At 41.9% G+C, this 14,738-nt stretch carries 11 protein-coding genes and 1 pseudogene; 4 read left to right on the forward strand and 8 right to left on the reverse strand.

From position 1 onward, the window contains the following. Positions 1-78: 78 nt before the first annotated feature. Both LK453_RS07640 and LK453_RS07645 read right to left on the reverse strand, forming a co-directional pair. On the reverse strand, positions 79-915 hold the full coding sequence (locus LK453_RS07640) for a TrmH family RNA methyltransferase (protein ID WP_007395520.1): 837 nt from the start codon (positions 913-915) through the stop codon (positions 79-81). Between the two features lie 277 nt (positions 916-1,192). Next, on the reverse strand, positions 1,193-2,212 hold the full coding sequence (locus LK453_RS07645; RefSeq protein ID WP_007395519.1) for a class 1 fructose-bisphosphatase: 1,020 nt from the start codon (positions 2,210-2,212) through the stop codon (positions 1,193-1,195). A gap of 491 nt (positions 2,213-2,703) precedes the next feature. Between LK453_RS07645 and LK453_RS07650 the strand changes: the two genes are divergently transcribed. From LK453_RS07650 to LK453_RS07660, 3 genes are all read left to right on the forward strand, one after another. Continuing rightward, positions 2,704-3,780: an aspartate carbamoyltransferase catalytic subunit gene (locus LK453_RS07650; RefSeq protein WP_201528024.1), complete on the forward strand. Its 1,077-nt coding sequence runs from the start codon at positions 2,704-2,706 to the stop codon at positions 3,778-3,780. 81 nt (positions 3,781-3,861) lie between these two features. Next, a complete protein-coding gene (locus LK453_RS07655; RefSeq protein WP_007395516.1) occupies positions 3,862-5,013 on the forward strand; it encodes a dihydroorotase in 1,152 nt (383 codons plus the stop codon). After that, entirely contained in the window at positions 5,006-5,476 is a 471-nt protein-coding gene (locus LK453_RS07660) for a DUF2127 domain-containing protein (RefSeq protein ID WP_007395515.1), read from the forward strand. Before LK453_RS07655 ends, LK453_RS07660 begins: the two co-directional genes overlap by 8 nt. Before the next feature lie 119 nt (positions 5,477-5,595). Here LK453_RS07660 and LK453_RS07665 read toward each other — a convergent pair whose 3' ends face one another. From LK453_RS07665 to LK453_RS07690, 6 genes and pseudogenes are all read right to left on the reverse strand, one after another. Continuing rightward, complete coding sequence (locus tag LK453_RS07665) at positions 5,596-6,372, reverse strand: SGNH/GDSL hydrolase family protein (RefSeq protein ID WP_007395514.1); 777 nt, start codon at positions 6,370-6,372, stop codon at positions 5,596-5,598. A gap of 90 nt (positions 6,373-6,462) precedes the next feature. Continuing rightward, positions 6,463-7,458 (reverse strand): IS4 family transposase, encoded by a 996-nt coding sequence (locus LK453_RS07670; protein ID WP_265335061.1) that lies wholly within the window; start codon positions 7,456-7,458, stop codon positions 6,463-6,465. Between the two features lie 507 nt (positions 7,459-7,965). After that, a pseudogene (locus tag LK453_RS07675) lies at positions 7,966-9,366 on the reverse strand (nicotinate phosphoribosyltransferase). 144 nt (positions 9,367-9,510) lie between these two features. Continuing rightward, a complete protein-coding gene (locus LK453_RS07680) occupies positions 9,511-10,596 on the reverse strand; it encodes a bifunctional nicotinamide-nucleotide adenylyltransferase/Nudix hydroxylase (RefSeq protein ID WP_201534685.1) in 1,086 nt (361 codons plus the stop codon). A 431-nt stretch (positions 10,597-11,027) separates the two neighbouring features. Further along, positions 11,028-12,026: an EamA family transporter RarD gene (gene rarD, locus LK453_RS07685; RefSeq protein WP_007395510.1), complete on the reverse strand. Its 999-nt coding sequence runs from the start codon at positions 12,024-12,026 to the stop codon at positions 11,028-11,030. Positions 12,027-12,423: 397 nt separating this feature from the next. After that, positions 12,424-13,710 (reverse strand): polyamine export protein PaeA, encoded by a 1,287-nt coding sequence (locus LK453_RS07690; protein WP_044298364.1) that lies wholly within the window; start codon positions 13,708-13,710, stop codon positions 12,424-12,426. A 351-nt stretch (positions 13,711-14,061) separates the two neighbouring features. Between LK453_RS07690 and nfuA the strand changes: the two genes are divergently transcribed. Continuing rightward, positions 14,062-14,712, forward strand: coding sequence for a Fe-S biogenesis protein NfuA (gene nfuA, locus LK453_RS07695; RefSeq protein WP_007395507.1), 651 nt, complete (start codon positions 14,062-14,064; stop codon positions 14,710-14,712). Positions 14,713-14,738 lie beyond the last annotated feature (26 nt).

Raw genomic sequence — 14,738 nt, forward strand, 5'->3', positions numbered from 1 at the left:
CAAAAATAAAAAATCAATAAAAAAGGGAGATCTACTTATTAGACCTCCCTTTTTACAAAGATAAGAGACGGTGATTAATTAGTTAGCATAATCTCTTTGGCGTAGTGTCTCATACATGCATAAAGCGCCAGCAATGGCCACATTTAAGCTTTCTTGGCCATTAGGCTGTGGCAGCGCCACTGGGGTAGCCTCTTTCATGATCGCTTCGCACACGCCCTGTCCTTCGTGACCCATTACCCAAGCAACTGGACGATTTAAATTTTGTTTGTAAATGATATTATCAGTATGTGAGCTAGTAGCGTAAACAGGTAGTCTTAGGTAGCTAAGTACTTCATCCGCCTCAATGCCTTCATAAATAGTTAGCCCGAATTGAGCCCCCATACCAGCACGCATGGTCTTTGGTGACCAAGCCTGAGCGCTGCCTTTAGTGCAGATAATGTTCTTAATACCCACTGCGGCCGCAGTTCTCAGTAAAGTACCCACATTTCCATTGTCTTGTACATCATTTAAGATTAAGCAGTCAGTGGTAATCGGTGACTTTAGAGTATGAAGATTGTGCTGTGGCACATTAACGATGGCCATAATTTCAACACCATTACCTAACGTAGTAATGCTCTGATAAACACTGTCACTCACTACGGTAAGCTTATTGTCTAAGTTATAACCGCTCAATGATGCTAGAAGTTGTTGCACGTCAGGGTGTGACAAACCGCTATAAGAAATAATGATTTGCTCTGGTATGTGATTGGCTTGTAGGGCAGCTTCAATCAGATGCACGCCTTCAAGAACGGTCTGACCCGCCTTTTTACGTTGACGTGATTGAGTCAGTAACGCTTTTGCCAGCTTAGCGGTCGGGTTTTTATCCGAGGTAATTACTGGGTTATTTGAGTATTTATTGGTAATAATGTCGGTCATTGATGGCTCTTTAAAATTAAATGGAAAGCAGACACCTTACTTATTTATTACTGTCACAGTATCAGCAAATGCTTGAAGCAAAAATACTTGCTTAAACAAGCATAGAAATTTAAGAACTAATAGAGATTATAGGAAAGTAAAGGCAATAGTAAGGGCTATGCTGAGTAGGGTATCACACCCTTGCTAAAATTGAATTGTTAAATATGAAAAAGGCCTTACTGAATAGTAAGGCCTTATTTCGTGACGTTCTATTTTGATTAACTCGCTACGTCGATATTTATTGCTTGTGCAATTGTTGAACCTGTAATACTTCGTTTTTAGCCCCTAATACCACCGCAACACGTTGGTGAATGTCAGTAGGCTCATAGTCCATAATGCGATTTACTGCATCTGTTGAAGCACCACCCGCACGCTCAATAAGCAGACTCATAGGGTTGGCTTCATACATCAGGCGCAGTTTACCGGCTTTACTAGGATCTTTGGTGTCTTTTGGATAAATAAAGATACCACCGCGGCATAAAATACGATGCACATCACCCACCATGGCTGCTACCCAGCGAGTATTAAAGTTTTTACCGCGAGAACCGGTAGTGCCAGCTAATAATTCGTCAATGTACTGCTGCATAGGGGGTAGCCAGTGACGATAATTTGACGCATTAATTGCATATTCTTTGGTATCTTCATCAATGGCAATGTTCTTTTTAACCAACTCAAATTCGCCACTCGTTGGGTTTAAGCTGAACATTACCACGCCATCATTGTCACTGTCTAAAGCGTCAGAGAAAGTAAAAGCCAACATAGCAGAAGAGCCATATAACAGATAACCTGCTGCCAATTGCTCAGTGCCTTTTTGTAGGAAATCTGAGTTTTGTACAGTTTGACCTTTGTTGTTATAAGGCAAGATCGAGAAAATAGTACCGGTTGGCATATTAATATCAATGTTCGATGAGCCATCTAAGGGGTCAAATAATACCAAAAGCTCGCCTGCTTCATTAGCGGCAGTAGCATCATCAAGCTCTTCACTAGCCACACCGGCACAATGTTTGTTGGTGGTTAGAGCATTCAATAATAAGTCATTAGCGATAACGTCAAGCTTCTTCTGTTGCTCGCCCTGTACGTTTTCAGCCCCTGCTTCCCCATGAATATCTGCCAATGCCCCTTTACGAAGAAGCTCTGTAATCTCTTTCCCAACCGTGGTAATTGTATTGATAACATCGATGACGGCTGATTTTTGACTGTGGTTGTCAGTAGATGCCGTATTTAGGTGGCTTTGAAAATAGTCATTAAGCGTGGTCATTTCGGATTCCTTTAATAAACTTTAATAAATAGGTCAGGTAATAACGTATTGTGTATCAAATAACTAAGGTGTTTATATAAATTTAGTACGAGAATGTTTATACGGTTACTTTTTGAAAGACGGCAAATCAGCTAAACTATACGAAATTTTATTGCTACCTACCGCTATTGAACCTTTTAAAGTGATTTTAATTCTCTTTTATAGTGTTGACTGACTATAGAGGTGAATTTATCTGCGCAAAGTGTAGCAAAAACCATGCAATATTTCTTGTGTAAGTTAACTATAATAGCCCACATATTTAACATTAAAACGTTATAAGCTATATAAGTTATATAAGCTACATAAAGTACTAAATATCAAAGACAGTTGCTGCTAAAGGCACCAGTAGTTAAGGGTACCATTGACTACTGGCCACATATTAAACAAAGCGATTACATTGATATCGACTCAACCCATCACACACCTGCTCATAAAGGATACTGGTAACTGCCATGACTGACTCAACACAGAACCCTGAGACTGTAGCCCAAGAACAGTCAGCCCAATCTGATATTTTTGACTCAACCACGGCAAGACTTAATGCCTCATTGAGTAAACCCCAGTTAAATGAAGACGGTCACATTCGTCATTTTTTGGGTATTGAAGGTTTAAGCCGTGAGCAATTAAAAGCCATCATCGCCAAAGCAGAAAGCTTTTTTGATGCCAATGGGCAGCTGATTAATAGCCCTGAGCTTGAAGGCTGTACGGTAATGAACTTATTCTTTGAGCCGTCTACCCGTACTCGTACCACCTTTGAGGTGGCAGAAAAACGTTTGGGTGCCAACGTGTTAAATATCGATATTGCTCGTTCTAGTACCCAAAAGGGTGAGAGTCTGCGCGATACCTTATGGAATCTACAAGCCATGACGGCGGATATTTTCGTCGTCCGTCATTCAGCATCGGGTGCGGCACATTTTATGGCCACCGAAGTGACGCCTGAAATTGCCATTATTAATGGTGGTGATGGTTGGCATGCTCATCCTACTCAGGGTATGTTAGATATGCTCACCATCCATCGTGAAGCCCCACGTCCTTTTGAAGAATTAACTGTGGCTATCATTGGTGACATTAAGCACTCTCGTGTGGCGCGCTCTGATATTGCAGCTTTGAAAATCTTGGGGGTGAAGGAAATACGGGTAATTGCACCTCGTACCTTATTACCTAAGGGTATTGAGCGTTATGGCGTTGAGGTATATGAGAATATTGATGAAGGCGTGGTGGACTGTGATGTCTTGATGGGGCTGCGTATTCAAAATGAACGTATAGGCTCTCCGTTAATGGCCGCTTCAGGTGAGTATTTTAAGAAGTATGGTATTACCCCAGAGCGTGTCGCCAAAGCGAAACCTGACGCGATAGTAATGCATCCAGGGCCGATGAACCGCGGCGTAGAGATTGCTTCAAGCGTGGCTGATGGTCCGCAATCAGTGATTTTAAAGCAGGTCAATAATGGCATTGCGATTCGTATGGCGGTGTTGTCTATGGCGATGCAGGGACAGCGTGAGTATCAAGCCTTACATGGTCTTCTGTAATTAGAGACCGCTGCTTACTTTGTTTATCGCTAATAGACTGACTTTTATCTCTTATACTCTAAAAAATTAACTGGATTTGTCATGCTTAACCTTCTACCTAAAGATTTTACTCAGCCCCATATCGAACCCAAAAAAGACCATTGGTTACTTCCACCTTTGGTCGATTTATGTGCCCGATTACGCGAGCCTGGCCTACAACAACACGGAACCTTACAGTCGGAAGGTCATGCGGCGCGCGCCAATGGCTTTTTGCATGTGGTGACCCCGCCTGATACCAACCCAATTTTAGAAAATGGTTCTTTATTAAAAGGTCTGCGTGAGCGAGCCAAACAGGATGGCGGTATCTATTTACATATCCTAGGGGCATTAACCGCTGAGCTAAAGGGCGAACGTCCTGCTAACGTTGCAGGCCTTAAAAAAGGCGGCTGTATTGCAGTGACCAATGCGGGTCGTCCTTTTGCAAACGACCTAGTCTTGTTACGTACCTTAGAATACGCCGCTACCTTTGGCTTAAAAGTATTTTTCTATCCTAATGAGCCTAGTTTATCAGCAGGTGGGGTAGCTCACGAGGGTTACATTGCCTCATTTCATGGCTTACAAGGCATCCCTTGGTTAGCGGAAACTGTAGCGCTGTCTACTCAATTATTGATGGTAGAAGAAACAGGAATTGCTGCCCATTTTAGCCAACTCACTTGTAAGTCTTCTATTGGACTAATGCGCTGGGCGAAGTCGCAAGGCCTGCCTGTTACCTGTGATGTGGCTATGCATCAGTTGCACCTGACCGATGACAACTTAGAGGGCTTTAATGCCCAAGCTTATGTGATTCCACCACTGCGCAGTAATACCGATCAAAAAGCACTGATTAAAGGTCTAAAAGATGGGACGATTGATGCTATTTGTAGTCATCATGAGCCTTTAAATGATACCGCTAAGCAAGCACCTTTTGCGGAGTCCACCCCAGGCATTTCAAACTTCGATACCTTTATGGCACTCGCTTGTAAGCTGGTACGTGATGACGTATTAACCCCAGAGGAGTTGGTTGAGAAAATATGCTTAGCCCCAGCGCGTATTGCGGGAATTGAAACCCAATACAAGCAGATCGGCGGTGCGGTATTGGTAGATCCAAATCAGCAGTGGCAGGTGACAAGAGACACGATGCTTTCGAAAGGTAAAAACACACCTTTCTTAAACCATACGTTGCAAGGTAAAGTGGTGGAGACTTATTTTGACTGAACCCTATCAAATTAGTGGTTCAATTAAAGCAGTTACTTTATACGAAGTAATTAAAGGGGTTGGGGCAGTGATAACTGCCCTTGCTTTATGGGCCTGGCACAAAGAAGTACCGCTGTTAATACAGTCGGCAAATAGCGCATGGATAAAGCATTTTGGTGAATTATTCAGTGTCCAAGTCGGTGCACTGACTCGATCAGCACTGCAAGCTTCACAGAACTGGCCTTTGTTCACCTTATTAATTTTGGGCTATGCGGCGTTAAGATTTCTTGAAGCGTATGGATTGTCAAAGGATAAAACTTGGGCCTATTGGTACAGTGTACTTGGCTATGGGATTTTTGTTCCACTTGAGCTGTATTACCTGATTGTGCGTCCCTTTGACTGGATCAAGCTTGGGGTATTAATCCTAAATATTATTGTGATTATTGTGGTATATCGACAAATGCGCCGCAAAGGTCTGCTCTAGTACATTAATGGTTAATGATTTGATACTCAGTAATGACCGTAATCTAACTTTAGCGTTACGGGCATTACTGACGTGCAGAGTTACTTTTCTTTTTAGCTCTAGGTCTGTTCGAACTAGCCCTAGACTAACTCACTAATGGTTTTCGCCAGATGTGCTGCCCAAAATGAGTAGGTAACAGCACTGGGATGAAAGCCGTCTTCAGCAAACAACTGCGTGGCGCTTAAGCCAGTTTCCCTAAAATCGATTGGCACTGCTAAAACGTCATCATATTGCTCGCAAACTTCTAGTAACTTATCATTCATAACCTGTGTTTTTTGTCCCATTAGTTTATTTAACGGTCGGGGTATAGCCGGCATGTTTTGCATGGGCGGTAAGCAGGGGAAAAGAATATATTTGGCACCAAACTTACGTCTACTTAGATTAATGATTTCACATAACTGTGCTTGCCATTTTGCAGGTGAGACATTGGTGGTTGTGTCATTGACACCGAGCATGACAATCATCACATCTACCGGATTTTGAGGCTTTGCGATAACGTACAATCGACGTAACGTATCGAAGCTGGTATGCCCTGATGTGGCATGTAACGACCAATTTAATTCAGAAAAGTCTTGTTGTATTTTGGGCAGAAGCTGTAGCTGCTCAATTAATTGGCCGGCGAGTGCTTGATGCTGTGAGCTAACCCCCACACCGGCAGCTGAAGAGTCACCAACCAGCATTAAGTTTAGAATTTCTTTGTTTTTTTCTTTGGTCTCATTATTATTATTTATAAGCTGTATATGACCACTGCGTTCACCTTGCGCTTCAGGCAGTCTTAGAGCGGTTTTTTTTAATTTTAAACCTTGATAGATATAAACGGGGACGAGAGCTAGGTGCTTTGGTTGTAAAGGAATCATGGCTAATCTGCTTGTCTTTTTGTGCGTATGAGTGTGGGTTTTCCAAAAGCTCTATTTTTAATAACGCTTTCTCTGCACACGACAAAAAAATCATCCCCACCGGATTTTCATAGGTTTAGGGGTTAAAAAGCTAACTAACTGTCGAAAGACAGTCTTATCATTGTTAAAAAACACCAAACGAAGACCTTCAATCAATAAATCCAGACCAAGCGCAAACAAACTGGCTTGAGGTCGAGCGTTTGACTTCAACTTGCGTTTTAACGGCTTATCTTTGTCTTTATAAATACCGACATGATAAGCCCAACAAAATGCTAAGGCGTTCACTGCGACTAATTTACTGACCCGATCAAGATGGGTTAAGTGGGTATCTTCAAGATTAAAGCCACTCCCCTTTAGACAAGCAAATAAAGTCTCAATTTCCCAACGCTTGCCATAGCTTATCATCGCATCCACTGTTTCTAGTTGATTGGTTGCCACAATCACTAAACCGTAGTCTTTATCACGCTTGGCAAATACTCGAACCAAACAACCATCGACAGTCAGTATTCGCCCATGTCGATATGTTTCTTGATGGCCAACATGGCGAAATAACTCTTTAATCTGTACCAACTTGCCATGATGATTCTTAACTTTACTGTTCTTCTTAATCCGTATGGCAAAGGGTATGTGATTATTGGTGAGCCAGTTAAACCATTTTTCGCCAACAAACTCTCTGTCTGCTACTATCATCTCAAGGTTATCTTTGCCAAATTGTTTGATAAACCGCTCAATAAGTTCACAGCGTTCAAGATGGTTTGTATTACCTCGCTTATCTAGCATTTGCCAGTATAAGGGGATGGCTATCCCTTTATATACCACCCCTAGCATAAAGATGTTGAGGTTACTTTTACCCCATTTCCAGTTGGTGCGGTCAATGGTTAAGGTGACTTTGCCTAGCCCAAACAGTCGATATATCATTAAAGCTAATTGATCATAGTCTATCCTCGCTTCGGCAAAAAATCGCTGTAGTCTGCGATAGTGACTGTCGGTCTTGCCACCCTTAGGAATGTGTCTTGCTATTTTTTTTAAGATTACTGCTTTGAGCAGTAATCAGGGCTATTATCATTAAGCTCAAACATGTGATTCTTGCCTTGTTCATACTCAGGTTTTGGGTTAAAGTTTCACTAAGTCTGTTAAAGTTTGGCATGGTCTGATTCGTCTTAAAAATTACTATTATGCCTTTGCTTTAACAGACTTTTTTGTTTTTTTTGTCGTGTGCAGAGTAACGCTTTATATAAAATCTTTAGGCATAAAATCTAATGCCTTATAAATCTAATGCCTTATAAATCTAATGCCTTATCAAGAGTGTAATGCATTTGAAAATAACAGGCTACAGGAATCAGAGGTTATTAATGACCAGTAGATGACCATTAACAGTCGTCGGAGTAACAGACGGATTGAAAATGGATGATTTTTAAACCCTTATCATCAAAGAAGCGTCGTCATGGTTAATGACGACGCTTCTTTATTGAAACAGATAGAATATGAGGTATGGTCTGCTTTACGTAAAACAGGGTGAACTAAAACAGACCTCTATTAAAGATTAACCCCAGCTTACCAGCTGCCGGTATGCTGACGAATCGTGGTTAAAGTATCTTCTATCAATAGTTTGCCATCAACAAAAACATCACGCAGTAAGTTATCTGTGCTGTCCTTCAAGGTCTCTTCTTTGACAGTGTTGATTTCCCCCTTGTCATTCTTGACTAAGGCCAGACGGCCTTTTTTAGAACGTTTAGAACGGCTAGTAATAGGGTCTTTAAAGATGTCTTTCCATTGACCGTCAATTTGAATGGCACTGGCCTTCATCGCCCAGCTCATGGTATCGCGAGTGACTTGTTGCAGTAAGCCGCCTCCCATACCAAACGTAACGTTATCAGCACTAAATCCAGCCTGCATAACTGTATCTAAGATATTGCCCAAGCTTTGAGGGCTGATACCATCGCCTTGGATGAGACGCACATAGTCTGGTAGGATTTTATAGCCCTTGCTGTTTACAGTGTAGCCAAATTTGACAGACAGACGCTCTAAAGCTTCACGCACTACTTTAGCAGGATCGCCACTATCAGGACGTACTACCAACGTACCTCCCATAGTTTCCACCTGATGTTTTAACTCATCGCCCCAAATATTATCAATGGCATTCCATAGGTCATAGCTGTCAGAGACAACTGCTACTGTATGACCCTCGCCACCGAACTGTTAAAGCATATTGGCATAGGCTTGGCTCTCACGCTCACGACCCCAAGCAGTCATAGTACTGTGCTCAGCAGCAGGAATTGAGAAAGCGGGCATCTCATCGGTCATACCATACCAACGGCTGGCAGAGAGCAGGGCACTCATGCTATCGGTTCCTGAGAAGTTCACCAAATGGGCCAAACTACCTAACGCCACTGACTCTAAGCTAGAAGCGCCACGGGCACCGAAATCGTGCAATTTAAACGGCAGCCCAGCACTGCTGTCGGCTGACTTCTCTAGTCCCGCTTTGATTACTGTTTTGCAATAATGAGACAAGCTCGCTACGGTAGAAGGATACCAAATGGCACGAAGTAGCGAGGTTTCCAGATAGCTTGGTAGCCAATAAAACTCTGGGTCAGTATTAATAATCTGACACACCACATTAGAGACCGGTACGATACTGCCTTCAGCGACGGCTTGAATTCTAATCGGTAAATAGCCGCCATGTTTTTCTACCAAACGCTCCCATCCTGAGCGGTTAAAGGGTAAGCCATGCGCTTTAATAACCAGTTCAGCCTCATCGATATCAGAGGTAGTAATGGGGGTACTAAGATATTCTTTAATATAGGCTTGTAGGCCGAAGAAGACCACATCATAATCGCCTTTTCGAGCTTCTACATAACTCGACATATACTCACTACCTGGCGGATATTGTAGCCAGTGCGACGTTTTATAGCTGTCTGAGTTAAGAATTAAGTTGCTCAAATTGCTGGTGTACATCACAGAACTCCTTTTGTGGATAAAACGACGCTGACACAAGATATAAATTACCGAAAGCTAAAATAAGCAAGCTAAGGGCAATGGGTAAGCGTCGTAAAGCCTTTGCCTTCTCTGGGCGTGACTATAAATTTAAAATTTGGGCGATTATAGTCCGACCATTTTAGTGATAATGGCGTAATGGTCTTCAAATATCTTTTTAGGATCAAGCTCTGCCAGAGGTAACCAGAAAGCTTTAACAGCATCGTCGCTGCCTTTGACCTTCGGCAGACCTTCAGTATGATTTTTTAGTTTAAAATAGAAAGCTTGGGTAATGGTACGACCACGCGCTGAACGATAAGGGTCATCAAAGGTATGCTGACTGTGCATAGAGCCGTATAGTACAGTGGCAGCAACATTTAGCTTTGTTTCCTCTAACAATTCACGAATACAAGCGTCCAGTAAGGTCTCTTTTTGATCAACAAAACCACCTGGCAGCGCCCATAAGCCGCGACCCGGCATTCCGCCACGCTCGACCAATAAGATATGGCCTGACTGAACCACCACCGCATCAGCGGTCATAAAGGTAGGTGGATAGGGAGTATCACGCCATTGTTTTTTATAATCATCGACAAACCAAGCTTCTTCATGCAGGTTTTGATAATCCTCAGTCTTTTTGAAGGCTTCCATAACCTCACGCGTCGAGGCAGGCGTGCGGTCACCAATGGGCGTAGCTCCCATTAGATAGCCTTCACGAATAGGTGTGGCTGACAAGTTTTTGTAATTAGGAACTGAAATAGATTCCCAAGTAGGGAATAACGATAGGTAATAAGAGGAGCTGTCTTTTGAATGACCGATTAGGGCAATGTCTTCGGTTAAGCTTTGAGTTACGGTTTTGATAGAGGATTGCACATATTCCAACCAGCGGGTGTCGTTATAGAGGGCATCATCTAGTCCTACACAGTGAATTCTATCTGCGTCTTGCTTGGGATAAGCCCCTTTAATCATTTGAGCACGATCTTCAACAGTAAATGGATTGCGAAGGCTTCGTGGCATATTGGCTGAGCCAATGAGCATAATAACGTTTTCTGCTCTTTTTAACGCCTCATCCACCACAGCTTTGTGACCCATATGAAAAGGTTGAAAGCGACCAATAAACACTAAGTATTTGTAACAGCGACTGTCTTTTGAATTTGGCAAATTATCAGAATTTTGTTCTGATTGGATAGGGCTTTGTTCAGGTAACACACTCATTGTAGAAGCTCCCGCAATAGCAATATTCAACTCTATAGTTGAACCCGTAAGTGGTGATTATTTTTTAATATCATTTTTTTAATATCATGTTTTTTAGTATCAACAGATATCAGCTCAATATCAGGTATTTTTAATATAAAGGTCCATATAGTGACATACTAGACTTCACAATAACAATCATTAATCAGTGGTAAAACGTATAAAAGCCGTTAAAAAATAAATCGTAAACAACGTGACTTTGAGACATATAAAAAAGACCTCTAGCTGAGTCAGTAGAGGTCTAAGTTTGTATTGGCAGATAGATTTATATAGTAAACGATACGCTATAAGCCTGAATCAATATGCCATAAGCAGTTAACCAGCTCTCTATCAGATGTGCGCAATGCGATTAAAGCAATACCAGTAAAGCAATACGATTAAAAATAAGACAGTTAGCTGACGCGGGCCCCTTTCATCCACGGCTTTTTGTTTCTTCTATTGGCCCGTATTTGGCGGATACCATGCGCGATAAGAAACATAATTCCTATCCATATCAGACCGTAGCTGTATAGCATTCCTGGCTCAAAGCTATCGCCAAGCACAGTAATGGCCAAGAAAAATAAGAATACCGGCTCAAGATAGCTAAGCATACCAAATACGTTGACTGGCAATATCTGACTGGCATCAATATTGGTCTTTAACGCCACCACACTCAAAATACCGAGGCTGGCCACCAGTAGCATATATAATCCTGAGCCGGAAACGAATGCTAGATTTTCAGGTGCGATAAATAATAGATAAGCTAACGCAATGGGTAAAAATAAAGTTAAGTCTACCAACATGCCCGTCATGGCAGTAATGCCTTGAAGGCGGCGCATAATATAATAAATAGGATAAGTACCACAGACCCATAAAGTTGCCCAAGAAACACTCTGAGTGCGCGCAATCTCCATACCAATGCCGATCATGGCAAAGCCCACCGCCAACCACTGTAGTTTGCTTAATCGCTCGCCGAAGAACAAATAACCAAATAACACCATCATCAGCGGAAACAAGAAATAGCCCATGGCCACTTGTACGCCTTGTCCATTTACTGGGGCCCACATAAACAACCACAGCTGGCTAAAAAATATGGGTGTGGGCAAAAGTAGCCAAGCCCATTGTTTGGGAGTTTTTAACTGACCTATAATATTCAAATGGTAGCCCAGTCGTCCACGGATCACTAAGAAACCAATCAAGGCCACCCACATCGACAACATGCGCCAAATAAATACTTGAGTTCCTGTTAAAGGTTGTAGCAAATTACTGTAAAAATAAAGCGCACCAAACAAGAAATTGGAAATGACAGCCAATAACACACCGAGTATCATAGTGCGCTGCTGGTCATCACTGGCCGTCCAGAAGGAAGCAACAGAAGAATTAGCTTTGGTTTCTGGGATTTGTTTAGACATACAAAGCACCTTAGAAATAGACATACCAATAGCTAAAGCCTTTTATAAAATGGCCTTTAAAATAAAAAAAGCCCACCCGCTCTAAGCCTAAGTGACTCAAAGCAGAGAAGGGTAGACTTGCTATAAAAAGCAAGACAGTCTATTGGTATAAAATGACGGTTTAAAACGGTTAAATCTGTAGAGGTAACTACAGGGGGTACTACTTGGCTGACAGAAGGTACTACTTGGTTTAAAGGTTTATTGGCAATAAGTGACTATTAACCATGAGACCATTAGCTATAAGAGATTATCGCCCATCAGGGATACGCTATGCAGTTGATACTATTAGTTCCGTCTAGCCACGTCAATATCACTTAGCCAAGAAATATCACTTTGCTGATATTCTTTGACTGAGATATTAGGTTTGAGGCGGTAATTCTTCAATGACTTTAGTTACTAGTAACTGATTCACCTTAAGGTTTTCAGTATCTAGAATTTCGAATTTAAAGCCTGCATGTTCGATAGAGTCGGTCTTTTTGGGTATTTTGCGCAAACTATACATCATGAACCCACTTATGGTTTCATAGTTCTCCGAGTTTGGCAAATTAATGATACCTAATGTGCGAATCACATCTTCAATAGGGGTCATGCCATCTACCAACCATGAGTTTTCGGTACGCTGTACGATAGGCTGTTCATCAACTGTTACCAACTCGCCCATGACGATACTCATCACATCTTTTAAGGTAATGACACCCACCACTAAGGCATACTCATTGACGATAACCGCGAAGTCAGCTCCCGTGGTTTTGAAAGTTTCTAACACATCAAATAATGAGAGCGTGTCAGGGATAAATAAGACCGTTTGCAAGATACTAGGGTCTGTTAACTGCACTTGTTCTTTTTGAAGCACTAGTGCTAAAAAGGCGCGAGACTCAACATAGCCTATGGTCTGCTCTAAATCATCGTCTAAACAGACTAAAAATTTGTGATGCGGTTCACGAATCATGGTTTCAACGATGACATCATGATTTTCTTTGGAATCAAAATAGACAATGTACTCACGGGTGGTCATCACCGAGGTCACCGTACGCTCTTGCATCTCAAAGATATTGGCAATTAAATGATGCTCTTGATGTTTTAATACGCCTGCTTCCGCACCCGCATCCATTACCGCATAAATATCTTCTGAGGTTAGGTCGTCACGGCGTACGGTATCAATTCCCAATAACTTAAATAACATATCCGCTGCGCCATCAAATACCCAAATAATGGGTTTGAAAGCGAAGATTAGCATCATCATCGGACGAACCAATCGAATGGCAATGGGCTCTGCATAGGTCATAGCAAAGCGTTTGGGCATCAGATCTGCAAACAGCACAAAAACACTGGTAACGATGATAAAAGACAATACTGACGCCAAAGTCTCATTGCCTAGTAAGGCAACTAAATAGGGACTAATGGCGGACTCACCAATCACACCGGCTAAAATAGCGACGGCATTTAATAAAATTTGTACCACGGTAATAAAGCTACCGGGATTGTCTTGCATGGCTAAGACGTCAAGGGCTCGTACCTCACCGTCTTTGGCTAAAATTTGTAATTTGATTTTTCGGGCTGAAGCTAAGGCAAGCTCAGAACTTGATACGATAGCGCTTATCGCTATCAGTAAAAAAATAGAGATTACCGCACTGATTAAGGTCATGATAGTCAACTCTCAACTTTTTATACTCAAAAACTAGGCAACAGAAGCCAGAAATAATGAAGGCATAAAAAGCCGGATAGGGGCAAGAAAATGTTTTTGAGTAGCCGGCCAAAGGCAATCAGCACGGCAATAGGAAGTAATGATTTTTATTAGGCAGTATTATAGGTCATATCATAAAATTTAGCTTGTATATAAGCTGCTTTTGTTGGCAGTAAATGTGGGTTGTTAATTTGTCAGTAATGAATTGCCATTTTCCTTGATTAATTTTCAATCGACACCATAATAGAAGCATTAAAGACTCATATTCAGCTTTAAAACAATTAAATTCTTAATACTAAAAGAGGTCATCCTATGACTGATAATGCTCCAGTCTCTGCTATTGATATCGAACAATCTGACATTAAAAGCAATATTACTATTACCCCTTCAGCGCAAGACTATTTAACTGAGCTATTGGCGAAGCAAGAAACGCCAGGTATCGGGGTACGCATTTTTGTTGAGCATCCGGGAACCCCTCGAGCTGAATGCTGTATGGCTTATAACCAGCCAGGCGAAGAAGATGAAGCTGATTTGCAGCTGCCTTTTGAAGCCTTTACTGCTTATATCGAAGCCTCTTCAGTGCCTTACTTAGAAGATGCAGTAATTGACTATAACAAAGACCGTTTTGGTGGACAATTGACGTTCCGTGCGCCTAACTCAAAAGTGCCTAAAGTCGGCGCTGATGCAAGTGTTGAAGAGCGTATCAACTATGTTCTTCAATCTGAGATTAACCCAAGCTTAGCGGCTCATGGTGGCGACGTACAATTGTTAGAGTTGATCGAAGAAGAGGGTGTTGGCCTAACCGCAGTGTTAAAATTCGGTGGTGGTTGCCAAGGCTGTTCTGCAGTAGATATGACCCTGCGTCAAGGCGTAGAGGTTCAGTTAAAACAGCAAATTCCTGAGTTAACTCAAGTGGTTGATGATACGGATCACACCCGTACCGAAAATGCTTATTATAAATAGACTCTCTGCACACGACAAAAAAACAA

The organism is Psychrobacter sanguinis, from assembly GCF_020736705.1.
In the GTDB taxonomy this organism is placed as follows: Bacteria; Pseudomonadota; Gammaproteobacteria; order Pseudomonadales; family Moraxellaceae; genus Psychrobacter; species Psychrobacter sanguinis.